23 protein-coding genes and 1 pseudogene are annotated in these 25249 nt (G+C 35.1%); 21 read left to right on the top strand and 3 right to left on the bottom strand.

What is annotated here, in order from left to right; all coding sequences use genetic code 11:
- Positions 1-117: 117 nt before the first annotated feature.
- The 4 genes from trmD to CLU83_RS10465 all read left to right on the top strand — a co-directional run bounded on the left by trmD (position 118) and on the right by CLU83_RS10465 (position 4304).
- Positions 118-795 carry a tRNA (guanosine(37)-N1)-methyltransferase TrmD gene (gene trmD, locus CLU83_RS10450; RefSeq protein WP_100431558.1) on the top strand — a complete coding sequence of 226 codons (678 nt, stop codon included), beginning with the start codon at positions 118-120 and terminating at the stop codon, positions 793-795.
- Positions 796-864: 69 nt separating this feature from the next.
- Complete coding sequence (locus CLU83_RS10455; protein WP_100431559.1) at positions 865-1236, top strand: hypothetical protein; 372 nt, start codon at positions 865-867, stop codon at positions 1234-1236.
- 191 nt (positions 1237-1427) lie between these two features.
- Positions 1428-1778, top strand: a complete 351-nt coding sequence (gene rplS, locus CLU83_RS10460; RefSeq protein ID WP_100431560.1) for a 50S ribosomal protein L19 — start codon at positions 1428-1430, stop codon at positions 1776-1778.
- A 288-nt stretch (positions 1779-2066) separates the two neighbouring features.
- The gene (locus CLU83_RS10465) at positions 2067-4304 is read left to right on the top strand and encodes an NADP-dependent isocitrate dehydrogenase (protein WP_100433698.1); all 2238 of its coding nucleotides are present in this window, start codon (positions 2067-2069) and stop codon (positions 4302-4304) included.
- 248 nt (positions 4305-4552) lie between these two features.
- Here CLU83_RS10465 and CLU83_RS10470 read toward each other — a convergent pair whose 3' ends face one another.
- Positions 4553-5566: an alpha/beta hydrolase gene (locus CLU83_RS10470; protein ID WP_232727054.1), complete on the bottom strand. Its 1014-nt coding sequence runs from the start codon at positions 5564-5566 to the stop codon at positions 4553-4555.
- A gap of 159 nt (positions 5567-5725) precedes the next feature.
- Between CLU83_RS10470 and CLU83_RS10475 the strand changes: the two genes are divergently transcribed.
- From CLU83_RS10475 to CLU83_RS10515, 9 genes and pseudogenes are all read left to right on the top strand, one after another.
- A complete protein-coding gene (locus CLU83_RS10475; protein WP_100431561.1) occupies positions 5726-6316 on the top strand; it encodes a TetR/AcrR family transcriptional regulator in 591 nt (196 codons plus the stop codon).
- A gap of 11 nt (positions 6317-6327) precedes the next feature.
- On the top strand, positions 6328-6555 hold the full coding sequence (locus CLU83_RS10480) for a hypothetical protein (protein WP_100431562.1): 228 nt from the start codon (positions 6328-6330) through the stop codon (positions 6553-6555).
- 9 nt (positions 6556-6564) lie between these two features.
- Entirely contained in the window at positions 6565-7839 is a 1275-nt protein-coding gene (locus tag CLU83_RS10485; RefSeq protein ID WP_100431563.1) for an MFS transporter, read from the top strand.
- 89 nt (positions 7840-7928) lie between these two features.
- Positions 7929-8972: an alpha/beta hydrolase gene (locus tag CLU83_RS10490; RefSeq protein ID WP_198512280.1), complete on the top strand. Its 1044-nt coding sequence runs from the start codon at positions 7929-7931 to the stop codon at positions 8970-8972.
- A gap of 185 nt (positions 8973-9157) precedes the next feature.
- Positions 9158-11559 (top strand): annotated as a pseudogene (locus CLU83_RS10495) (TonB-dependent receptor domain-containing protein).
- A gap of 13 nt (positions 11560-11572) precedes the next feature.
- Entirely contained in the window at positions 11573-12400 is an 828-nt protein-coding gene (locus CLU83_RS10500) for a DUF4249 family protein (protein WP_232727056.1), read from the top strand.
- A gap of 225 nt (positions 12401-12625) precedes the next feature.
- Positions 12626-13288 (top strand): thiamine diphosphokinase, encoded by a 663-nt coding sequence (locus tag CLU83_RS10505; RefSeq protein WP_100431565.1) that lies wholly within the window; start codon positions 12626-12628, stop codon positions 13286-13288.
- Positions 13289-13446: 158 nt separating this feature from the next.
- Complete coding sequence (locus tag CLU83_RS10510; RefSeq protein WP_100431566.1) at positions 13447-14082, top strand: hypothetical protein; 636 nt, start codon at positions 13447-13449, stop codon at positions 14080-14082.
- Positions 14083-14107: 25 nt separating this feature from the next.
- Positions 14108-14731 (top strand): SMI1/KNR4 family protein, encoded by a 624-nt coding sequence (locus CLU83_RS10515; protein ID WP_100431567.1) that lies wholly within the window; start codon positions 14108-14110, stop codon positions 14729-14731.
- A 278-nt stretch (positions 14732-15009) separates the two neighbouring features.
- Here the strand turns inward: CLU83_RS10515 and CLU83_RS10520 are convergent, their stop codons facing one another.
- Both CLU83_RS10520 and CLU83_RS10530 read right to left on the bottom strand, forming a co-directional pair.
- Entirely contained in the window at positions 15010-16011 is a 1002-nt protein-coding gene (locus tag CLU83_RS10520) for an IS110 family transposase (RefSeq protein WP_100430195.1), read from the bottom strand.
- Between the two features lie 323 nt (positions 16012-16334).
- The gene (locus CLU83_RS10530) at positions 16335-17873 is read right to left on the bottom strand and encodes an IS1182 family transposase (RefSeq protein WP_232726934.1); all 1539 of its coding nucleotides are present in this window, start codon (positions 17871-17873) and stop codon (positions 16335-16337) included.
- 252 nt (positions 17874-18125) lie between these two features.
- Here CLU83_RS10530 and CLU83_RS10535 point away from each other — a divergent pair, with 252 nt between their 5' ends.
- The 8 genes from CLU83_RS10535 (at position 18126) to uvrB (ending at position 25148) form a co-directional block, all read left to right on the top strand.
- Positions 18126-18734, top strand: a complete 609-nt coding sequence (locus CLU83_RS10535; RefSeq protein ID WP_198512281.1) for a Crp/Fnr family transcriptional regulator — start codon at positions 18126-18128, stop codon at positions 18732-18734.
- A gap of 101 nt (positions 18735-18835) precedes the next feature.
- Positions 18836-19495, top strand: a complete 660-nt coding sequence (locus CLU83_RS10540) for an NADPH-dependent F420 reductase (RefSeq protein WP_100431569.1) — start codon at positions 18836-18838, stop codon at positions 19493-19495.
- Positions 19496-19506: 11 nt separating this feature from the next.
- A complete protein-coding gene (locus CLU83_RS10545) occupies positions 19507-19983 on the top strand; it encodes an SgcJ/EcaC family oxidoreductase (RefSeq protein WP_100431570.1) in 477 nt (158 codons plus the stop codon).
- A gap of 842 nt (positions 19984-20825) precedes the next feature.
- Positions 20826-21212: a hypothetical protein gene (locus tag CLU83_RS10550; protein WP_100431571.1), complete on the top strand. Its 387-nt coding sequence runs from the start codon at positions 20826-20828 to the stop codon at positions 21210-21212.
- Positions 21213-21336: 124 nt separating this feature from the next.
- Positions 21337-21702: a DUF2200 domain-containing protein gene (locus CLU83_RS10555; RefSeq protein ID WP_100431572.1), complete on the top strand. Its 366-nt coding sequence runs from the start codon at positions 21337-21339 to the stop codon at positions 21700-21702.
- Positions 21703-21860: 158 nt separating this feature from the next.
- Entirely contained in the window at positions 21861-22811 is a 951-nt protein-coding gene (rlmF, locus tag CLU83_RS10560; RefSeq protein WP_100431573.1) for a 23S rRNA (adenine(1618)-N(6))-methyltransferase RlmF, read from the top strand.
- Between the two features lie 45 nt (positions 22812-22856).
- A complete protein-coding gene (locus CLU83_RS10565; RefSeq protein ID WP_100431574.1) occupies positions 22857-23078 on the top strand; it encodes a hypothetical protein in 222 nt (73 codons plus the stop codon).
- 81 nt (positions 23079-23159) lie between these two features.
- On the top strand, positions 23160-25148 hold the full coding sequence (uvrB, locus tag CLU83_RS10570) for an excinuclease ABC subunit UvrB (RefSeq protein ID WP_100431575.1): 1989 nt from the start codon (positions 23160-23162) through the stop codon (positions 25146-25148).
- Positions 25149-25249: the final 101 nt, after the last annotated feature.

Below are 25249 nucleotides of genomic sequence, written 5' to 3' on the forward strand. Positions count from 1 at the left end.
AAACGCAAAGTCCGCAAAGAATTACGCAAAGTCCGCTAAGCTTTGCGTCCATAGCGTAATTCTTTGCGGACTTTGCGGTTAAAAAATTTGTACCTTTGCCGTTCTTAAAAAAGCAACATGAGAATCGACATCATAACCGTATTACCTGAATTATTGAGAAGTCCATTTGAAGCTTCAATTATGAAACGCGCCATAGACAAAGGAATCGTAGAAGTTCATTTTCATAATTTAAGAGATTATACGACCAACAAGCAAAAAAGCGTTGACGATTATCCTTTTGGCGGCGGTGCCGGAATGGTTATGACTGTTCAGCCAATAGATGCCTGCATTACTCATTTGAAAAGCGAAAGATCATACGACGAAATTATTTATATGTCTCCTGATGGTGAAACACTAAACCAAAAAATGGCAAACACCATGTCAATGTACAAGAATATTATTATTTTGTGCGGCCATTATAAAGGAGTTGACCAGCGTGTTCGCGACCATTTTATAACCAAAGAAATCTCAATAGGTGATTACGTTTTATCAGGAGGCGAATTGGGTGCCCTTGTATTATCTGATGCTTTAATCCGACTAATTCCTGGAGTATTAAGTGATGAAACCTCGGCCTTGACTGACAGTTTTCAAGACGGCTTGCTTTCAGGTCCTATCTACACCCGACCAGCCGATTATAAAGGCTGGAAAGTTCCCGATGTGCTCTTGAGCGGTCATTTTGCCAAAATTGACAAATGGAGAGAAGACACCGCCTATGAACACACAAAGAACAGAAGACCTGACTTGTTAAACGATTAATTTTCATATATTTATACTTTCAAATAAGAATTAGTTCACTTCTTATATAACTTTTAAAAGTATAAAATCATGAAAGAATTAATCTTCAAAGTAACTTTAACAGCTGCTTTTTTCATTTCAGCCATTTCTTTTGCTCAAGGAATAAATAAAAAATCCTTATTGAATGAACTCAACAAAACTTACGGTATTGCACTAAGTGCAGATGAAAAAACCTCCTTCGAAAATGCCAACAGTGCATTAGTATTAGAATTGTTTGGTTTGGACGAAAAAAATTTATCAAAAGAAAATCGCGATAAAGAAATTAACAAACTATTTGATAAAAGAGACAAAACACTGACTTCGTCATTAGGCATAAACAAATACAGTGATATTAAATCAAAAACAGACGAAAAAATCGCAGAAACCATGCAAAAGGTAAAACAAGCAAAAATGATTCCTTAATTATTATAGCATTACAAATCAAAAAAATAGCCCTTAATAATAACGGCTTTTTTCAAATAAACCAGCAATTAAATAATTTAAAATTTATAATTCACAATTCATAATTATTTTTTACATTTGCACCCTCATTAGACCAACCTCTGGCGAAAACCGTGAATGTTGCTCTTTTAAAACCATAAAATAAAAATAAAATGGCAGATTTATTGAAATTCGTTCAAGACGAATTCGTAACAAGAAAAGATTTCCCTGTATTTGGAGCTGGAGACACAATCACAGTTTACTACGAAATTAAAGAGGGTGAAAAAACAAGAACACAGTTTTTTAAAGGTGTTGTTATTCAAAGAAGAGGATCTGGAAACACTGAAACTTTTACAATCCGTAAAATGTCAGGAGCAATTGGAGTTGAGCGTATCTTCCCAGTTAACTTGCCAGCTTTGCAAAAAATTGAAATCAACAAGAAAGGTGCTGTACGTAGAGCTAGAATTTTCTACTTCAGAGAACTTACTGGTAAAAAAGCTAAAATTAGAGATAAAAGAAGATAGTTTACTCTATTTCTTTAATGATAAAAAAGTCCCAACCGATGAAAATCGAGATTGGGACTTTTTTTTGATAATTTTTAAGGGTTAAAAATCACAATTCAGAAATCAAAAGGTACTAAAAATAGCAAATTAGGAATATCACAGAATACCCTTTTAATATTATTTTTTTATATTAAATTTAAAACACTATTACAACTTCATTTCATATCTTTGCCCGCCTTATCTCAATCGTTATAATTGTCCATAAGGTCTGTTTATAAACTTTATGATTTAGATCAAAAAAATAAAAAAATGACATCAAAAGCTAAGATTTTTTACACACTGACAGATGAGGCTCCTTTATTGGCAACCTACTCTTTTTTACCAATCGTTCAAGCATTTACTGCTACTTCTGATATTGAAATAGAAACAAGAGACATTTCTCTTGCAGGAAGAATTTTATCAAACTTTCCTGAATTTTTAAAAGAAGATCAAAAAACAATTGATGCATTATCTGAACTTGGAAAATTAGCAACTGCACCTGAAGCCAACATTATAAAATTACCAAATGTTTCTGCATCGGTACCACAATTAAAAACGGCTATTGCTGAATTGCAGTCTCACGGTTATGCAGTGCCGAATTTCCCTGAAGATCCTCAAAACGATGCTGAAAAAGAAATTAAAGCAAAATATTCTAAAATTTTAGGATCAGCTGTAAATCCAGTTTTACGTGAAGGAAATTCTGACCGTAGAGCGCCAAGAGCTGTCAAGAATTTTGCAAAAGCCAATCCTCACTCTATGGGAGCTTGGTCATCTGATTCAAAAACCAAAGTAGCTTCGATGGAAAGCGGTGATTTTTACGGAAGTGAAAAATCAGTTACTGTTGCTGAGGCAAATGATGTAAAAATAGAATTTGTTGCTAAAGACGGTTCAACTACTGTTTTAAAAGCAAGCACTCCGTTAAAAGCTGGTGAAATCATTGACAGTTCAGTATTGAACGTGAATGCTTTGAAAAGTTTTGTTTCTAAAACAATCAAAGAAGCGAAAGAACAAAACATATTGCTTTCAGTTCACTTGAAAGCTACGATGATGAAAGTTTCAGATCCAATTATTTTTGGCGCAATTGTAGAAGTTTATTTCGCTGCAGTTTTTGAAAAATATGCTGCTTTATTTGCTGAAATTGGTGTCGACACCAGAAATGGTTTAGGTGATGTATATGCAAAAATTGCAGGAAGACCAGAACAAGCTGAAGTAGAAGCAGCAATCAGCCAAGCTATAGAAAATGGACCAGCATTGGCAATGGTAAATTCTGAAAAAGGAATTACTAACCTGCACGTGCCATCAGATGTAATTGTAGATGCTTCTATGCCGGCTATGATTCGTACCTCTGGACAAATGTGGAATAAAGAAGGAAAAGCACAAGATACTTTAGCAGTTATCCCAGACCGTTGTTATGCTGGAATTTATACTGCTACTATCGATTTTTGTAAAAAACACGGAGCTTTTGATCCAACTACAATGGGAAGCGTGCCAAACGTAGGTTTGATGGCTCAAAAAGCAGAAGAATACGGATCTCATGACAAAACTTTCCAAATAAAAGCTGACGGAGCTGTTCGTGTAGTTGACCAAAACGGAAACATTTTAATGGAACAAACTGCTGAAGCTAATGACATTTTCAGAATGTGTCAGGCCAAAGATGCTCCAATTCAGGACTGGGTTAAACTGGCAGTAAACAGAGCCCGCTTATCTAACACTCCAGCTGTATTTTGGTTAGACGAAAACAGAGCTCACGACAGAGAATTAATCGTTAAGGTTCAAAAATATTTAAAAGATTACGATACATCAGCTTTAGACATTCGTATTCTTAATCCAATTGCTGCGACTGAATTTACTTTAGAAAGAATCATCAAAGGTTTAGATACTATTTCTGTAACAGGAAACGTACTGCGTGATTATTTAACTGACTTGTTTCCGATTCTTGAAGTTGGAACATCAGCAAAAATGCTTTCTATCGTTCCGTTAATGAATGGTGGCGGTTTATTCGAAACAGGTGCAGGAGGATCTGCTCCAAAACACGTTGAACAATTTATTGAAGAAGGATACTTACGTTGGGATTCACTTGGTGAGTTTTTAGCTTTAGGAGCTTCTTTAGAGCATTTAGGACAAACATTAAACAATTCAAAAGCAATTGTTTTATCTGAGACACTAGACGAAGCTAATGATAAATTCTTGGCTACTGACAAATCTCCAGCTCGTAAAGTTGGACAAATTGACAATAGAGGTTCTCACTTTTATTTAGCTTTTTATTGGGCTCAGGCTTTGGCTGCTCAAACAAAAGATGCTGAATTGAAAGCAATCTTCACTCCTATTGCAGCTGAATTTGAAGCTAATGAAGCAAAAATCAACAGTGAATTAATTGGAGCGCAGGGAAAAGCGCAAAACATTGGCGGTTATTATCAGCCAAATCCAGAATTAGTGAGCAGTGCCATGCGTCCAAGTGAAACATTCAACACCATTTTAAATAAAATTACAGCATTAAGAACTGCTTAATTTATTTTATTAGTTTATATATATTTCAAAGACAGCTTGAAAGGGCTGTCTTTTTTTATACACTTATTTTATCATCTCGTAATCTGAACTCGATCATTAATTTTGGAGCAGAAAGATTTGCTTCGCCTGTTCAATCGCTCGGGTGGCATTTTCAGTAAATATCGTCCCGCTTTTCGCTTCTTACGAGCGATAGCGAACTGACAAAGAATCTTATATCCCTCTCATCATGAACCCTTAAGTTGCATTATTTAAAACTTGGTAAAGACTTTAGTCAAAAAACTGTCTATATATTGAATTGTTGGATCAAACCAAGGATTAAAAAGACAAAAAGAATGTGGCGAATTCTCAAATTCATGAACTTCTGAATAAATACCATTTTCATTCAAAACCTTTCTGTAATCATCACGCCCAGCATGCATTCTAGCAACCGAACTGTTAATAAACAATGTTGGCGGTGTAGCAGCACTTACATAACTCAACGGAGAAGCCGTTTCCCAAAGTTTAGGATTTTCTTTTTTCGAATATCCAAACCAATAGGTACCAGCCGATATTTTCTTGCTGTCATCACCTTCACTTGATTCTGAATGAACAAAAGACAAAGTTCCGTCGATATCGACAACAGCATTTACTTGTGATAACGAATCAGAATTGGTTACAGCACCTTCAAAAAGAGGCATATTTCCGGTTGTAGCCATAAAAGCAGCCAATTCGCCTCCTGCCGAAAATCCAAGAGCAACTATTTTGTTTGGATCAATATTGTACTGATTGGCATTTTCCCGAACCCAGCGAATAGCTGCTTTTAAATCATAAATGGCTGCTGGAAAAAGTGCTTCAGTCGAAAGACGGTATTCGGGAGTAAAACACACATAGCCTAAACTTGCAAGCTTTTGAGCCATCGGATGGTGCTGCTGTCTGTTTCCGGAACGCCAGCCTCCACCGTGGATAATAATAACTGCAGTTTGTTTTTTCTTTGCATTCACATCAAAAAAAACATCCAATTTCATTTTTCGCTTTCCATAACTGCAATAAACAACATCATTTTTTTGTTTTACAAAATCAAAATGCATTTTTGAAACTATCGTAGTATTGGGAAAATCTTTCACTGTTTTTTTGAAAGCACTAACTGTGGCATAGGAAGTATCTCTTACATTAGTTATTCCTTTTAAATTTTGAGCATTTAAACTTTGAAAAGAAACTGCAAAAAACAAAGACAGCATTATCTTCAGAGTGATATTTTTATAAAAACTTTGTACTAATCCCATTTATCTTTTTTTTAATTTATTTACAATTCTAAAGATTAAATTTAAGAAAACCATCCTTTCAGAATCAATCAAACTCAAATTTAAGGCAAAAAAAATTATTCATAAATAAGCGAACATTCATTTATATTTAATATTTTTGTTTCGTAAAAAACAAAACCTATGCGAACAAGAGATACAAACAAAGAAGAAATAGTCAAACAGAAAGCCATAGAAATGCTGGTAAAACTAGGTATTGAAGGCTTTGGAATGAATCGGTTGGCAAAAGAAAGCGGTGTTTCGGTAGCGACTCTTTACATCTATTATACCGATAAAGACGACTTGATAAAAAAAATCGGTATTGATATTGGCCAAAGTTTTTTTAACGAAATGGTTAAAGACTTTTCGTCAACTATGCCTTTTAAAGAAGGTTTACGCAAGCAATGGGAAAACAGAGGACGATTTGCATTAAAACATCCTTTGAATGTTGCCTGTTGGGAACTCTTGAGCCATTCCAGTTATAGAGACTATATTATGGAAGAAAGCTTATCTGATTTCAAAATCATAATGGGTGACTTTTTTAAAAATGCTATTGCCAAAAAAGAATTACTTCCCATATCGGTAGAAGTATTTTGGAGCGTTGCCTACGGACCTCTCTACTCTTTATTACGTTTTGAAAACGAAGGCAAAAATTTTGGAGGAGGTCCTTTTAAACTCACTGAAAAAATAGCAGACGAAGCATTCGAATTGGTCATAAAAGCATTGACACCTTAAAATAATGAACTATGGAAAACCATTTAGAAAACGTATTGGTTTTTGCAACCAATATAAAAACCGAAAACGATAAACAAAAAATAATCAGCACATTAAACGAACATTCCGAAATACATGAATGGAATGTAGATCAAGAAGATATTGATTGTGTCTTACGGATTGTAACGAACACTTTGTCCGAAGAACATATAATTCATCTTATTAATCAGTATGATTTTGAATGTGCTCCATTAGAATAAACAAAAAAAATGAAAGATAAAAACACTCAGGCTATACCGTTTACATCCTATCAAAAATTAGCCGTTTTTTTACTGGCTATTACTCAATTTACCGTCATTCTCGATTTTATGGTAATGTCTCCAATGGGTGATATATTGATGAAATCCCTTGATCTAAAACCAGCAAGTTTTGGTTTAGTCGTTTCTGCTTATGCATTTAGTGCAGGAATTTCAGGACTGCTTACAGCTGGATTTGCTGATAAATTTGACCGAAAAAAATTATTGCTATTCTTTTACATTGGTTTTATTGCAGGAACTATTTTATGCGGAATAGTTACTTCATACTATTGGCTGGTAGCAGCTAGAATCATAACTGGTTTGTTTGGAGGTGTTATTGGTTCGATTTCTATGGCTATTATTGCCGATTTGTTTACACTTCAACAACGTGGACGAGTAATGGGATTTGTCCAAATGGGATTTGGGGCTAGTCAAATTCTAGGCATTCCTATCGGATTATACCTTGCCAATGCATGGGGCTGGCATGCTCCTTTTTTATGGGTTGCAGGGATGGCGGGAATTATTGCTCTGATTATAGCAACAAAACTAAAACCAATTACAAAACATTTAGAAATACAATCAGATAAATCAGCTTTCAGACACTTAATGCATACTATTGCCAAAAAAGATTACCGAGTTGGATTTACAGCCACAGCATTACTTTCCATCGGAGGTTTTATGATGATGCCATTTGGCAGTGCTTTTGCCATAAACAATTTGCACATCACCGAAAATCAATTGCCTATGGTATTCATGATTGCAGGCATAGCGACATTGGTCGTAATGCCGTTAATCGGAAAACTAAGCGACCGCATAGACAAATACAAAATATTCGTATTTGGCTCATTATGGACCATTGTAATGATAACAATTTACACCAATCTTGGGGTTACTCCTTTTGCATTAGTTGCTTTTTTAAATGTTTTAATGATGATGGGAATTATGGGACGCATGGTACCATCCACTGCTCTAGTAACAGCAATTCCAGATATGCAGGACAGAGGAGCTTTTATGAGTATTAATTCATCCTTACAGCAAATAGCTGGCGGTATTGCGGCCGCTTTTGCAGGAACTATTGTTGTACAAAAAGATAAGTTGAGTCCATTGGAACATTATAACACCTTAGGAATTATAATTGTCTGTATTTCGATTATATCCATAATACTAATGTACAGAGTGGATAAACTTGGAAAAAAAAGAGCAAAAGAAAAGACAGAGGATCTTCCTTTTGCAATTCAGGAGATATAAAACACAAACTTTAACTTTTTTTTACACATATTAAACCTTTCATTAATAAGATTATCCAATGAGCATCTAACCCCAAAAAAGCACATCTTATGAAAGTTATTTTACAACTTCTTTTAACAGCACTTTTTATAACTTCTTGTTCCAAAAATGATCCCGACCCTACAACTACTTATGTGGATGATGATTTAGCAGGTCCAATTTCACGTCCAAAAAGTGGATATGGTGCAGATGGAGAATATACAGTTGCCAAAGTATCGTTTCCCAGTCCCTTGTATAGCGGCAAAAATGTAACGATATTTTATCCAAAAGAGATCAGTACTGCAAGACCAACCATCTTTTATTCACATCCTTATGGCGGAGAAGAAAGCAGTTACAATATTGGCTTATATGAGTTTATAGCCAAAAAAGGATATGTGGTTGTTTTTGCTCCTTATCCAACAACGGGAGTCACAGTAGATGAAAGATACAGCACCTTATGGGAAAGTTTCAAGAAAGCTGTGACCGATTATCCAAATATCATTGACACATCAAAAGTGGGTTTTATGGGGCATTCGTTTGGAGGCGGTGCATCGTTTGCATTGGCTCACAGAGGTTTTATAGATGAAGGCTGGGGTAAAAACGGCCGTTTTATTTTTGCAATGGCACAATGGTATGCACACCAGATCACAGCCGAGGATTTACAAAGTTTTCCGTCAAACACAAAATTAATTACCCAAGTTTATGATGATGATGTAACCAATGACCATCGGTTAGCAATTGATATTTTCAACAATATCAATATTCCAAATTCGGAAAAAGATTTTATTTTAATCAAAAAAAGCGTTCTTCCAACCTATACTTATACCGCCGAACATACATTACCAAATACCCAAACATCTTATGATGCCTACGATTATTATGGAATCTACCGTCTTTTGGATGCGCTGATAGATTATAGTTTTAATGGTAATGCCACAGGGAAAAATGTTGCCCTAGGAAATGGTTCGGCCGCACAGACTAGTATGCCCAGTTATAACGGACAAGCATTAGCTCCGCTGGAAGTTACGGACAATCCTACTCCTGCTTACGCTCAAAGCAAATACCAATTTCAATGCAGTTCTATCAACAATCCCCGTCTGGGAAATTGCAAATAGCAACAGAATGATTTACAAAAAAAAGTACTCTGTTTATAATCCATTCTGTCAAAAAAACATTTGGCAGAATGGATTTTTAATTACTCAAAGTAAATTTTCACTACTCTATATTAACGATAGATTAACACATATAAAGTACGAATTAAACTGCAATATATTGATATTTGCAATTCAAAAACAAAAAAATGATTTTAAAGAAAATTACTTACATTTCCTTACTTCTGTTCATTTCTTTTACTGTTTTTTCGCAAGAGAAGAACAATGCCGATGCTGACAAACAAAAGTTCACAATTAGCGGAACCATTTCGGATGCTAACAGCAATGAAACCCTGATTGGTGTCAACGTAGCAATCCCTGAATTAAAAATAGGAACTACGACCAATGAATACGGATTTTATTCAATCACCTTACCCAAAGGCGATTATGAAATCAGCATTAGCTATGTTGGTTTTGAAAGTTTATCAGAAAAAATTTCATTAGCCAAAAACACTAAAAAAATTATTCACTCGGTGAATCAGGACAACAGCTAGAAGAAGTAGTAATTACCTCCGAAAAAAATACTGCCAACATTAGAAAACCCGAAATGAGTGTTAACAAACTATCCATTTCGGCAATCAAAAAAATGCCGGTTGTAATGGGCGAAGTAGATGTTATCAAGTCTATTTTATTTCTGCCCGGCGTTACCAATGCTGGCGAAGGACAATCTGGATTTAATGTCCGTGGCGGCGGTGCCGACCAAAATTTAATTCTTTTAGACGAAGCAACCATTTTTAATTCCTCGCACGTTTTTGGGTTTTTCTCCGTTTTTAACCCGGATGCCATCAAAGATTTAAAATTATACAAAGGCGGAATTCCTTCCAAATTTGGAGGAAGAGCATCATCTGTTTTAGACATTTATCAAAAAGACGGAAACAGCAATGATTTTCACATGAATGGAGGAATTGGATTAATTACCAGCCGAATTCTTGCTGAAGGTCCTATTGTAAAAGACAAAGGTTCTTTCTTAGTGGGCGGCCGTGCTTCTTATGCGCATCTTTTTCTAAAATTAGCCAACAATGACAACTCTGCCTATTTTTATGATTTAAATACAAAGCTTAACTACAAATTTAATCCCAATAACAGCTTGTACCTTTCGGGATATTTTGGCCGTGATGTATTTTCTCTAAACGAAACTTTTGCCAATACGTATGGTAATGCAACATTAAATCTGAGATGGAATCATCTTTTTAACGACAAATTATTCTCTAATCTGTCTTTCATTTACAGTGATTACTATTACGGATTAACACTTGATTTCCTTGGATTCGACTGGAATTCGGGCATTAGAAATTACAATTTAAAATACGATTTCAAGCATTATTTATCCAACAATATAAAACTGAACTACGGTTTCAACTCTACGTATTACGATTTCAACCCTGGTACAATTGACCCAAGCGGAAATAATTCCAGCGTTAATTTTAAACAATTAGAAAAAAAATATGCTTTAGAAAATGGAATCTATCTGGAAGCAGAACAAGTTCTAACCAATAAATTGGCTGTTAACTATGGTTTTCGCTATAGTATTTTTAACCGATTGGGAAGCTCAACTATTAATCAATATGAAAACGGCCAGCCTGTAGCTTACGATTCTGATCTAAAAATTTACGAAAAGGCAAAACCGATAGGAACGGTCTTTTACAAAAAAAACAAAACCATTGCCAACTATGACAATTTTGAGCCTCGTGTATCTGTAGCTTACGAGTTAAACAATAATCAATCTGTCAAAGCCAGTTATAACCGCATGGTACAATACCTGCAGTTGGTTTCCAATACCGCCTCTCCTACTCCGCTGGATGTTTGGACGCCAAGCGACGAGTATATTAAGCCTCAAATTGCCGATCAGGTTGCTTTCGGATATTTTAATAACTTTAAACAAAACGAATATACCTTAGAACTGGAAACTTTTTATAAAAAAATAAAAAACCGAATGGATTACATTGATGGTGCTGATTTAGTTGCCAATGAAGCAATCGAGCAGGTAATACTTAACGGCGAAATGCGTTCGTATGGTTTAGAAATATTACTGCGCAAAAACACAGGGAAATTTAACGGCTGGATTGCTTATACCTTATCAAAATCACAGCAGAGAACTCCTGGCAGAACTCCTGATGAAATAGGAATTAACAACGGAGAATGGTACCGCTCTCCTTACGATAAATTACATAACTTGGCTTTTACAGGAAATTATACCTTAAGCGAAAAATGGAATTTCGGAGCAAATTTCACCTTCCAATCTGGACAGCCCGTGACATACCCGAATGGGCAATATGTTTATCAAGGCATTACCGTACCAAGTTATGGAGAACGAAATGGAAGCAGTCTTCCCTTTTACCATCATTTAGATGTGTCGGCCACATATATTCCAAAACCTTTCAAAAAGAAAGGATGGCAAAGTGAATGGGTTTTTAGTATTTATAATCTATACAACCGCCGAAACGCTGCCTCAATGAGTTTTAGAGAAAACGCAGATACGGGTGCAAACGAAGCCGTAAAACTTTCTATTTTTGGAGCAATTCCATCCGTCTCTTATAATTTTAAATTTTAATAAAATGAAAAACATGAAACAATATATAGTATTACTAATTGCCTCGCTCTCTCTTGTAAGCTGCGAAGATGTAGTCAATGTTGATTTAGACACCGCACCTCCAAAATTAGTAATAGACGCATCTATTAAATGGGAAAAAGGAACTACTGGAGCGGTTCAAAAAATTAATTTGACCACCACAACCGATTTTTATTCCAATACCATTCCTGTGGCAACAGGAGCCACTGTTGTTGTTACCAACACAACACCTAATACTCCTGTCGCTTATCAATTTATTGAAAACGGACAAACAGGAGAATATGTCTGCAATAATTTCAGCCCAGTCATCAATAACGAATATGCGCTTGCCATAACCTACAAAGGTCAGACTTATACTTCCAAATCTAAATTTATGCCCACTCCAATAATAGCGTCGACGGAGCAAAGCACAAAACCTGGTATCGATGGTAAAGATTCTTATGAAATTAAATTCTATTGGCAGGACAATGAAGCCCAAGATAACTTTTATCTGGTAGGTGCTAAAAACGCTAATATTGCTTATCCTGAATATGGTGTTCTTTCCGACGAATTTTTTCAAGGTAATTCAATGTTTGCTCTGTATCGAGACGATAAACTCAAAAAAGGAGATGTAATACAATACAGCTTACAGGGAATCACAGAACAATACAGTAATTATATGAACAAATTACTTAACATTGCCGGAAGCGATGGAGGAAACCCTTTTGCAACACCTCCAGCAACCTTAAGAGGAAACATTTTCAATCAAACCAATCCCAATGATTATCCATTAGGCTTTTTCCATCTTGCCGAAATAGATTCAGACAGTTATACTATTCAGTAGCTAATCCAGCTATCCATTACAGGTCCTCGTTCAAAAAACTATTTTTCTAAGCCCTAAAAGGAGCTTCCGCTGGTCGCTCTTTTAGGACAAGAAAAATTAATTTTTTGCACTCCGGGCTTTCCATTGCTATCTGGGCTAAAAAATACGAATTACCGATTATGAATTACGAATCAAGAAATACTATCTTTGGAGAACATTTCATAATTCACAACTCATAATTAATTTATGTCTTCACACCACATCGTTCGCGACGACCAAGAACCAGCTTTAATCATTGCAAACGGTGCTTCCTGCAATCCCGAATTACTGGGACAACTACTCGAATGGTCACCGCTGGTAATTGTACTTGATTCGGCTATCGAAAGGGTGTTGGAATTAGGCATTAAAGTCGATGTGCTGTTAGGCGATTTCGACCGCGGATTTAACCCCGAAGTGTACAAAACAAAGCAGTATCCAATAGAAATTGTACACACGCCCGACCAAGACAAAACTGATTTAGAAAAAGCATTCGATTACCTCATCCAAAGACAGATTCCTGCCGTAAATGTAGTGTGGGCAACCGGAAAACGTGCCGATCATACCATTACGAATCTCACGAATATTGTCCGCTACCGAAATTCAATCAAGATCGTTATCCTCGACGACCATTCCAAAATATTTTTATTGCCCAATAAATTTGAAAAATGGTACACTGCAGGAACTCCAATTTCACTAATCCCCATTGGAATTGTAAACGGAATCCATTCTAAAAATTTAGTATATCCGTTAGAAAACGACACACTCACTATAGGATACCGAACAGGAAGCAGTAATGCCGTTGCCCAAGACGGACTCGTTACTTTGACCCATACAGACGGCGATTTATTACTTATGGAATGTATGGATTAAATTCTCATTTACACAAAAAGTGTATCACTCCAAATTAAAATCCTTTTTACGATTTATCAAGAATTGTATATATCTTAGCACAAGATAAAGTCTGGCATTTATCAGGCCTATATACTAGTTGTGTGTCATTTTGACTAAACGAAACGAAAATATAAAAAATGAAATTAAGATATTTAGCTTTGATCTTTATAAATGCATTGATATTGTTGGTATTTCTTAATATTTCAGTGGACAAACTTGAAACTGTTCTTGATGGTTCTATTATTGAAATAGAAATATTTAAAATTATCGGTTTTACTATTTTATCTTTAATAGGAATAAGAATTCTTATCTCATATTTTAGGTGGAAAAAAATAAATTCTAAATCTACAAAACAAAAAATATCTGCTTTATTAATATTTACAATCTGCTTTATTTTATATTTTAACTATTCTCAAAAATTTATTGAAAACAGAATTGTAAATATAACTTTAAGGAGACAACTATCACAAAAGATAAAATTTATAAATGGCAGTGAAAGTGAAACCAAAGCAGAAAATTTAACATTTGAAGAATATCAATTAATTATTAAAACAAAATGGTTTCCAAAAATATCAAAAGAAGCAAAAAACATATCTTATTACTATTGGTATGATGGTTTTCTACCTGATCATAGTTTTACGTTAAAGTATAATGTTCCAAAAAACATAAAAATAAAACCTTTTGACATTACTGATGGCGATTTTACTCAAAGCCAAAAAGTAGAAATGTTAAAGACTTCAAAGAACGTTGAATATTCAGAAAATGAACAATAATTAAAAGAGAAAAACGAAAACTTAAATGGTAATCGAAAAAGAACTAATTACTAAGCTTAAAAAAATTGATGGAAATGGATTTTTTAAGAAAAACCCATTTCAATTATTTGGTTCCAAAGAACATAAATATGAACTAAATAATTGTTTAAAAGAAGAAGAAATTCTAGACTTTGAAAAAACGAATCAAATTGAACTGCCCTCGGAATATAGAAATTTCATAAAAAATATCGGAAATGGAGGAGTTGGTCCAGCGTACGGAGTTTTCAAGTTGGAAGATTGGAATATTGAACTTGACATTGAGAACAGTAATTTTTTAAATAAAAATTTTCCATATATAGAAAAATGGAATTTAGCATATTCAGAAAACAAAAATGATGAAGATTTTACAGAAAGTGACGAATTTAAAAATTGGGAATTAGAGTGTTTTAGTGAAACACATATTTATGGAAGTATTAGAATTTGTCATTATGGATGTGCAATTTATTATTTTTTGGTAGTTTCGGGAATAGAAAAAGGAAATATATGGATTGATGCAAGAGCAAATGATGAAGGAATATATCCATTGAAAACTGAAACTAAATCGAGATATAATTTTGCAGAATGGTATAATGAATGGATAAATGAAAGCTTGAAAAAACTGAATAAATAAAAAAACGACGCACAACAGCTACAACAATGGATTTAGGCAATACGCTTAATGGAAAGTTGGTTTTGTATTTGGATGATTTGGCAAATCCGAAAATAGGTCTTAATTCAGTCTCAAACCCGCTGATTACTATGGTATTACCAAATAAAAATTCGTAAAAAAGCCATCTATTTTTTGCGAATAATTAATAACTTTGATTTAGGAAAAACAAAAAAGTCTTGCGAAGGGGAAGAGCATTTTTTTCTCTTTCCTTTCAAAAGAAATTTTATTTAATGTTTTTTTTACGCTACTTGTCTTTTTTCAAACATTTTGTTTTCTCTTATGCATGCACATACTCTATGTACAAGTTTGTTCCTAACATTGTTTATGATAAGCATCTTGTTTTTACCTTCTTCCACCTTTCGATTAAAATAATTTTTTAATTCAGGATCACTGGTAATTGCTGACAAGGCACACATATGAAGCTGTTTTTTTAATTTTTTGTTAGCCACATAATGGACTTTTGGTTTTGAGCGAATACTTTTCCCCGAGGTATGTTCAAAAGGTACAACACCTGCATAACAAGCCAGTTGGCGAGGAGTTGTATACATTGTAAATTCGTTTGTAAAACAAATCAAAAACAAAGCCGTTACTTTTCCGATGCCAATAACAGATGTGACAAGAGTGAAAATTCTAGAAATATTTTCATCGTCATTTATTGTTTTGTCCAATTGTTTTTCAATGTTTTTTAGATCCAAATCAATTCCCTTGATGGTGCTTTTCTGTAGTTTTTCAGAAAGTCTGGCTACTTCCAAATCAAAGGCTTTGAGTTCTTTTACATTTCGCAACAAAGAAGCTTTTGTTGCAACTAATTTTTCCCGCAGGGACAAAAGATTTCTCATTTTGTTGATTTCCATTCTGGGAGCATTAAAAATAACTGCTTCCTCCACATTTTTCATGGCATAAAAAGCAATTCTTTGGGCATCAACTTTGTCGTTTTTGCCTCTTTGAACCCCAATGCTGCGAATAATTTTCAGTGACATTTCGACCCAAAGTGAGAACTTTTCAATCATTAGACATTTGATTATTAACTTGCCGTACATTCCTGTGTGTTCTAAACAAACAAGCGTGTTTTCAAACGTGGAACCTTGTTCCTTGAGCCATTTGCAAAGGGACTTGATTCCTTTGTAATCATTTACAAACTGGCTGTGAATTGATTTTTCTTTATTTCTATCCAAAATTACTACGGCATCAAAATATTCTTTTGACACATCGATACCTAAAAAATGTTTAAATTTACTCATAAGAAAAGATTTTAAGCATTAGCAACCAAATTATTGAACACACTCGTAACCTTGATAATAGGCCTTAAAACCTGAATTACTATTTGATGCTTGTTCAATATAAACTGACAAAGTCCTAATCAGCGGATAAGTCTAAAAACTTTGTAGTACCAATGGTGTACTTTGTCAGTTTGGTTGTTAATTTAAATTTACGAATAATTTATTATGCAAATCTAAAGGTAGTACCAGAACGTCAGGCTGTGAAAAAACCTCTTTTTTTCATTCCAACCTCTTTATTTTGCCCTCACAAAATTCAAATAAGGGCTTTTAACGAAGCCTCTTTTTTAGGAGGCTAATTTAGTTTCAAAGAAAAAGAAGTCTAATTTCGGTTTTAAATAACTCATTTTTAACAAAAACAAGACTTTTGCCTTGTAGGGTGAGTTCCATTTCTTGAGTTTGGCAATGAGCTCGGGAACTCCGAGTATATTGATGCTGCGTTTGATGTTATAGACCAGCATAATCAGGCTGTGTTCTCCATTTACTTTTTCCAATCCTGTTAAATTGGTGTGATTGTAGCCCCATTGCCGTTTGATAGTGCCAAAAATGTGTTCGTTGATTTCCTGCCGCTTGCGGTAGAGCTGTGCATTTGCGTGGTAGCGTTTGTTGTTTTCTTCTACGGCATCGGCATATTGGCTGCGGTCTATATCTCGACCGGCCATCCTACTGGTGCATAAATGTTTTACAGGACATTCTCTGCATTTGGGTGTTCGGTATCTCTTGAACTCATAACTGTCTCTGTCCGTGGTTTTCTTGTGCCAGTGGCCTGTAGTTTTAAGCGTTTCGCCCTGTGGGCAAGTGTAGGTGTCGGTGGTTTTATTGTATTGGAACTTAGAAACAAAATAATCCTTGGTTGTTCCGTTTTCCTTATTTTTTCCTTGTTCGGGTTGCGCTACAATTGTAGTGATATTGGCTTGCCTACAGGCTTCTATTTCTCGCCCGTTATGATAGCCTTTGTCCACCAAAGCCGTGTAGGTTTCTATTTCTAAATTCTCTTTGGCTTCTATGGCAATAGCCGATAAGGCGTTGCGGTCATTACGATTGATGGTGTGCGTGGCTACTACAAGATTGTGTTTGGCATCGACGGCTGCCTGCATATTAAATGAGATTTCAACCACCTGTCCCTGAACCAATAATGCTCTGGCATCGCTGTCGGTGGTGCTTATTTGGGGTTCTCCGCTTGCTTTTAGTTTTTCTTCCAGCAATTCGTAGCGGATTTTGTTTTGTTTGAGACACTCTATTTTTTGTTGGACATTTTTGATTTTTGGAGAGTTTTCTTTTGCATCATTTGCTTCCAGAGCATCAAGATATTCTTGGGTTTTGGTCTCAATGTATTCCAGGTGCTTGTCAATTTTCTTTTGGTTAAAATTGGCTTTTTTGCTGTTGTGAGCCCGGCTTTTGGTGCCGTCAATGGCAATGGTTTCACCGCCTATCAAGTCCGCATCTTTCAAGAATGAGACAAAAAGCTTGAAGAGTTTCTTCAAGGCAGCGGGATTGTTTTTTCTGAAATCTGAGATGCTGTGGTAATTGGGACGAATATCTTCCAATAGCCATTGCATTTCAATGTTTCTAAAACATTCCTTCTCTAATTTTCGCGAGCTTCTTATTCCGCCCAGATAACCGTATAAATAGATTTTAAGAAACACTTTGGTATCGTAGCTCGGGCGGCCTTCGGTTTTGATGGTTTGCACTGCAAAACCCAGCTTAGCAAGGTCTGTAAACGTCACAAATGCATCTATAAATCGCACTTGATTATCGGGAGCTATGGCGTCTTCTAAACTGGAAATACGCATCTGGTGGCGGGAAATTCCTATGATATGCTGCATCCCTAAAAATACGAAAATTCCTGTTTTAACACAAGTTTTTTGTTATATTTGTTCCTAAGCAAACGGAAGTTTTTTCACAGACTGACGTCAGGCTGTAAAAAAACCTCCTAAAATTCAGAAAGTATTCGGAGGGCTACCAAAGAAAAAACTCAAATATGAGATTCTCAAGAGGCTGATTTTAGTTTTTTCACAGACTGACGTTATGGGCAATGCAGCGACCACCTGACCAATATTCGATAGACAGACAAGAAAATGAATAAAGACGACATCATAAATTCTCAAATTGAACCGCTGCTGGACTACTTTCAAAAAGTAATTCGGTTAAACAATGACGAAAAACAACTGGTAACAGAATTATTCAAACCAAGACTTTACCGCAAAAGACAATATGTTTTGCAGGAAGGCGACATTTGCAATCAATTCAACTTTATTGTTCGTGGTTGTTTGCGTATGTACAAAGTGGACGACAAGGGCAACACACATATATTACAATTCGCTGCTGAAAATTGGTGGTTGGGCAATATTGGAAGTTTTCATGAACGAAAGCCTTCAGAATTGAATATTGACGCTATAGAAGATACAATGGTATTACAAATTAGTCACGATAATTTAACATTGCTTTACACAAATGCCCCCAAGTTCGACCGCATTTTTAGGGTGTTAATTGAAAATAGTTTTGTATCCCTACAAAAACGATTATTACAAAATATCAGTTCTACTGCCGAAGAAAGATACCATTCGTTTTTGGATAGCTATTCGCACCTCTCAAACCGACTTCCACAAACCCAAATAGCTTCATTTTTGGGAATTACACCAGAATTTTTAAGCCGTTTAAGAAACAGGCAATCTAAAAAATCTTAATCTACATCAATACTATTTCTTGATGCAGTTCATTGGACAGAGCCTTCTTTCCGATGCATCTTTGCATTATCAAAATCATTAAAAATTTTAAAAGAAATAGTATGATAACAACATCAAAAGTAGCCGTAATTGGCTTAGGAAGCATTGGTAAAATAGTTGCCCAAAATTTTGTAAAAGGCAATCGTCCTGTAATAATTGCAAGCCGTAAACTGGAAGATGCAACAGCATTGGCACAAGAATTAGGAAGTCTTGCAACAGCATCAGAAACTGGCGAAGCCATTAAGAATGCAGACATCATTGTGCTTTCTGTTTGGTTCAACACCATTCAAGAATTGTTTGAACAATATGGTGCAGAACTGAATGGCAAAATCATCATTGACCCATCTAACCCAATTGCACCAGACGAAAATGGCGGCTTCAAAAAAATTATTGGCGAAAAAGAATCAGCAGGACAATTGAACGCAACTATTTTACCTCTAGGTGCAACTTTGGTAAAAGCTTTTGGAACATTAGGAGCATCATCATTAGCCAACGTAGATTTTCAAACACCTGAAAAATCAGTTTTATTTTATGCTAGTGACAACACAACTGTTGATGCAGAAGTGGAGCAATTAATTCAGGACAATGGTTTTGATGCCATAAAAGTGGGCTGTTTAGACCAATCAATCCGTATTGAAGTATTTGGCGACTTACACGAATTTGGCAAGTTAGGCAAAACCGTAACGCTTGAAGAAGTCAAAAACTTAATAACTAACATCTAATTAAAACCGAAATGAAAAATTTATTCATCTATGCAACTTTGGTTTTAGCTTTAGCGGCTTGCCAAAACGAAACAAAAAATTCAAAACAAAACGATATGGAACAGACAACAGAAAAATCAGCAATTGAAAAGTTACTTTTCTCTTACCGTGACGCCTTAAACACATCAGACGTAAATAAAGTGATGCCCCTTTATACAAACGATGGAGTATTTATGCCTTCCAATGCACCTTCTGCAATCGGACAAGAACAAATAAAAGATTCTTATGAGTTTGTGTTTAAAACCATTCAATTAAGCAACATAGAATTTTTTATAGACGAAATTGTGGTAAATGGCGACTATGCTTTTCTAAGAACAACTTCTAAATTCACTACTTTAATTCACGCCAACGGACAAACCGTGGCAGAAGAAGGCAGAGAACTTTTTGTTCTTCAAAAAACAAGTGGACAATGGAAAATAAGCCGCTATATGTTTAACAAAATGAAATAAACAGGAAAGCACTGCCCATAACAGCGGCTACACGCAATTGCTGGTTTTTAGTAAATTGAACGTCTTATTTTCATAACTTCGTTCACGGTAGCGGAAAATTCTCTGCTCCAATCGTCGCAACTGACGTATAGCCGCGACACGTTATGGGTTATTAAACCAAAAACATCAACAAAGAATATGCACAGATTTGAAGACTATCGAAGCGCTTCAAACAAGTGGATCAACAATTCTTGTGAAAAATCTGCAAATGATTCAACTCCGCTACGCAAAGTCTCCAGACTTTGTGCGTTTCTTTAAAAGTTCTTGAAAACGCGAAGTTTAATAAAAGTCTCCCGACTTTTTTACGTAAATATTTTAGAAAATAAGTACGTTTGCATATAAATCGAAGTACACTCATTTTAAATAGAAATAAAAAACTACAAAATAACAACTGTGTTACTTTGTAGTTTTTATAACTCTTGAAACGCATACAGTCCCAAAAACATTCACGGAGAAAGTCGGGAAACTTTTTACATGTTTAAAGATTTCAAGAACTTTTAAAGAAACGCACAAAGTCATGAGGCTTTTGCGTACGTAGCGTCCTCACTTTTTTAAGAACTCTTCGCAGAATTATTCATTATATTGATTTTAACACACATTAAAAAAACATAAAACATCTTAATTTTTATTTTTAAACATGAAAAAACTGTTGCTGTTATTAATGATTTTATGTTTTTGCACCAATTGCAAAAATGAGCATATTGACAAAAAAATAAAAATCATTACAAAGCCATCCTTAGAAAGCCATCCTTAGAAAGCCATCCTTAGAAAGCCTTCAAAAAGATAAAAATTCTAAAGATAAAATGTTGGACTATTTAATCCAAAAATATTCTGCTGTGTATCAATTTAAAGAGTTTGAAGGTGATGATATGGAGGAATCAACTCAACTTTTGGGAATTACATATTTAGAAAATAATTGTATTGATTTTTATCTTTACACTGAAACATCGCCATGTGATACAGAATATTTGGGCAAAGCATTCCAAAGTAAAAATGATACCATAAACTCAGAAGAAAAAAATGATCTGAACAAAAAATCAATCACATTTATCAAAGAAGAAAAAGAATATAAGCTGTCAATAATTTTAAATAAAGAAAAAAATCAGGCAACAATAAATTACATTCAAAAAGATTCGCTCGGTACAGATTGTCTTCCGATACCCCAAGTTATCATGAACTTAGTAAAATAGCAAGTATAAAACTATGGCTAAAATAAACTCTGTTCTTATTTTCGCAAAACCAGAAATTTATATAGAACTTTTTAATCCCAGCGTTTATAAAAACAGCGAACAAGAATAACATTAAAAAGAAAGCATGAACAATTCCGACACCCACAATCAGCGTATCGCAAAAATGACTTTTTCCTCCGTCTATCCTTTATATCTGGCAAAAATAGAAAAGAAAGGCAGATCAAAAGAAGAATTGCATCAAGTTATAGGGTGGCTAACAGGCTTTGACGACAAGAAACTGCAAGAACTAATAGCCGAAAAAGCAACTTTTGAAACATTCTTCGAACAGGCTTCTTTAAATCCAAATGTACACCTCATCACAGGAGTAATATGCGGCTATCGCATTGAGGAAATCGAAAATGCTTTGACAAAGCAAGTTCGGTATTTGGATAAATTGGTCGATGAGTTAGCAAAAGGCAGGACGATGGAGAAAATTTTGCGTGACTCGTAGATTGTTAGGAAAATTAATACTACTTAGACGTTCCTTCAATGTCAAAAAAACCTAAACAGCACCATTCTTTTACGTGATTTACATTACAAAACAACTGTAAACGACTGTTATACCGATAACAAAAATGGTTTGACTATCTTTGCAGCGAAATTTAGGAAATGAAATCAATAAAAAATACCGAAAAGACAACTTTACATCCAAGAAATCTTCATCGATTTGGATATAACTTTGAACTATTAACACAAAACAATCCCGAATTAGGAAAATTTGTTTTTGTTAATAAACATGACATTGAAACAATCGATTTTAGTGATCCCCAAGCTGTAAAAACACTCAACCAAACCTTATTGCAAACGGATTACGGTATTCAAAATTGGGATATCCCAAAAGATTATCTTTGCCCGCCAATTCCCGGACGTGCTGATTATATTCATTATATCGCAGATTTGCTGGCTTTATCCAATAAAGGAAAAATTCCGGAAGGAGAAAATGTATTAGGACTTGACATTGGCGTAGGTTCAAATTGTATTTATCCTATTATTGGCAATGCAGTTTACGGCTGGAATTTTGTAGGCACCGATATTGACACAAAAGCTATCGAAAACTGCAGTAAAATTATTGAGACCAATCCAAAACTAATAGACGCTATCAGCTTACAGCAGCAAACGGAATCCCGTTTTATTTTTAAAAACATTATCACGTCCGAAGATCGGTTTACTTTTATAATCTGCAATCCCCCTTTTCATAATTCAGCCGAAGAAGCTCAAAAAAGCGCCACTCGAAAAGTAAATAACTTAAATCCTAAGGCACAAAAAACAGACAAACCTGTTTTAAACTTCGGTGGTCAAAATGCCGAATTATGGTGCGATGGTGGTGAACTAGGATTTATCAAACAAATGATTTATGAAAGTGCCAAATATCCTATGCAATGTTTATGGTTTACCACTTTAGTTTCTAAAAGCGATAATCTAAAAAGCATTTATAAAACATTAGCCAAAGTTCACCCCGCAGCTATAAAAACGATTGACATGGCTCAAGGCCAAAAAACAAGCCGTTTTGTTGCTTGGTCTTTTTTAAGCGAAGAACAACAAGAAAACTGGAAGTTTTAATATTTACAATGCTCTTTTGATTAAATTTGTATAAATTCTTTTATTATGAGCACTATTGAAAGTTACAATCTAGATTTACAAAAATCTGAAAATAACATTACTAATGGAAATGTGTTAGCTCATAATCAGGTTTTAGAAAACATAATAATTCTTTCTGAACAATGTAAAAAAGAAATCCTAAATTCTAAAAAGCAATATTTGCAGGGAAATTATTTTGATAATGATTCCGTAAATGAAGAAATGGAAAAATGGCTAAGAGAGGAATAATTTGACTTATAAACTTTTAAAATTTCAAAAACTCATTTTTCTTAAATTCCTTTGTAACTTTGCTATTCTGAACAATAGCAAATGAATTTCCAAGTTATATCCGAATACAAGCCAAAAGGAGATCAACCGCAAGCCATTGAAAAATTAACTCAAGGTGTGCTGGATGGCGAACAATTCCAAACGCTGCTTGGAGTTACTGGCTCCGGAAAAACTTTTACAGTGGCCAATGTCATTCAAGAGATACAGCGTCCTACTTTAATTTTGGCTCACAACAAAACTTTGGCTGCGCAATTGTACTCAGAGTTTAAGCAGTTTTTTCCCAATAATGCCGTAGAGTATTTCGTATCCTATTACGATTATTACCAGCCCGAAGCTTTTATGCCGGTCACAGGCGTTTTCATTGAGAAGGATTTATCCATCAATGAAGAGTTGGAAAAAATGCGTTTAAGCACTACCTCTTCCCTGCTTTCTGGCCGGAGAGACATAATAGTTGTGGCTTCTGTTTCCTGCATTTATGGTATTGGTAATCCCGTAGAATTTCAAAAGAACGTAATTGCCGTAGAGAGAAACCAAATGATTTCCCGAACCAAATTATTAAAAAGTTTGGTTCAAAGTTTATATTCCAGAACCGAAGCCGATTTTACTCCTGGAAATTTTCGCATAAAAGGAGATACTGTTGAAGTATATCCAAGTTATGCTGATGACGGCTTCCGAATTCACTTTTTTGGAGATGAAATCGAAGAAATAGAAAGTTTTGATGTAAAAACGTCCAAAGTTATTGAGAGATATGAAAAGCTGACAATTTACCCAGCCAATATGTTTGTAACTTCTCCAGATGTATTGCAAAGTGCCATTTGGGAAATTCAGCAGGATTTGGTTAAGCAAGTTGATTATTTTAAAGAAATTGGCAAACATCTTGAGGCCAAACGCTTGGAAGAACGAACAAATTTCGACTTAGAAATGATTCGGGAATTAGGTTATTGCTCCGGAATTGAGAATTACTCCCGCTACCTCGATGGTAGAGAAGCTGGAACCCGCCCCTTTTGTTTATTGGATTATTTCCCAAAAGATTATTTAATGGTTGTTGACGAAAGCCACGTAACGGTTTCGCAGGTGCACGCCATGTATGGAGGTGACCGCAGCCGTAAGGAAAACTTGGTGGAATACGGTTTTCGCTTACCGGCCGCTATGGACAATCGCCCTTTGAAATTTGAAGAGTTCGAAGCCATGCAAAACCAAGTTATTTATGTTTCGGCAACTCCTGCTGATTATGAATTACAAAAATGTGATGGCGTATATGTAGAACAAGTAATACGCCCAACGGGTTTATTGGATCCAATTATAGAAATCCGTCCGAGCCTGAATCAAATTGATGATTTGATTGAGGAAATTCAGCAGCGATGTGAACTAGACGAACGGGTTTTGGTGACAACTTTGACCAAAAGAATGGCTGAAGAGCTAGCCAAATATTTAACTAAAGTAAGCATTCGCTGCCGTTACATCCACTCCGATGTTGATACTTTAGAGCGAATAGAAATCATGCAGGATTTACGAAAAGGAATATTTGATGTGCTGATTGGGGTGAACTTATTGCGTGAAGGATTGGATTTACCAGAAGTTTCATTGGTTGCCATACTTGATGCAGATAAAGAAGGATTCTTGAGAAGCCACCGTTCATTGACTCAAACCATTGGACGTGCAGCGAGAAACCTGAATGGGAAAGCAATTATGTATGCAGACAAAATTACTGCCAGCATGCAAAAAACAATTGACGAAACCAATTACAGAAGAACAAAGCAAATCAATTTCAATACAGAAAATAATATAGTTCCTCAAGCTTTAAACAAAAAGATTGAGAGTGCCTTTACCAATAACAAATTGGTAGAATACGAATTGGGACACATTATGAATGCTGCAGCCGAGCCTGAAACTTCCTATATGTCAAAACCTGATTTGGAAAAACTCATTCGCGAAAAACGAAAATCCATGGAAAAAGAGGCAAAAGATCTGGACTTCATGCAAGCTGCAAAACTAAGGGATGAGATTAAAGCTTTGCAAGGAAAACTTTAAAGACAAAAAGCCACTTCGTTATATCAAGTCTTCGTTAGAACATTCTCAATCATTAGGCTCATCATCATGAGGTTTTAAGATACTATTCTATTCCTTATGTA

It is taken from the genome of Flavobacterium sp. 1 (assembly GCF_002797935.1).
In the GTDB taxonomy this organism is placed as follows: Bacteria; Bacteroidota; Bacteroidia; order Flavobacteriales; family Flavobacteriaceae; genus Flavobacterium.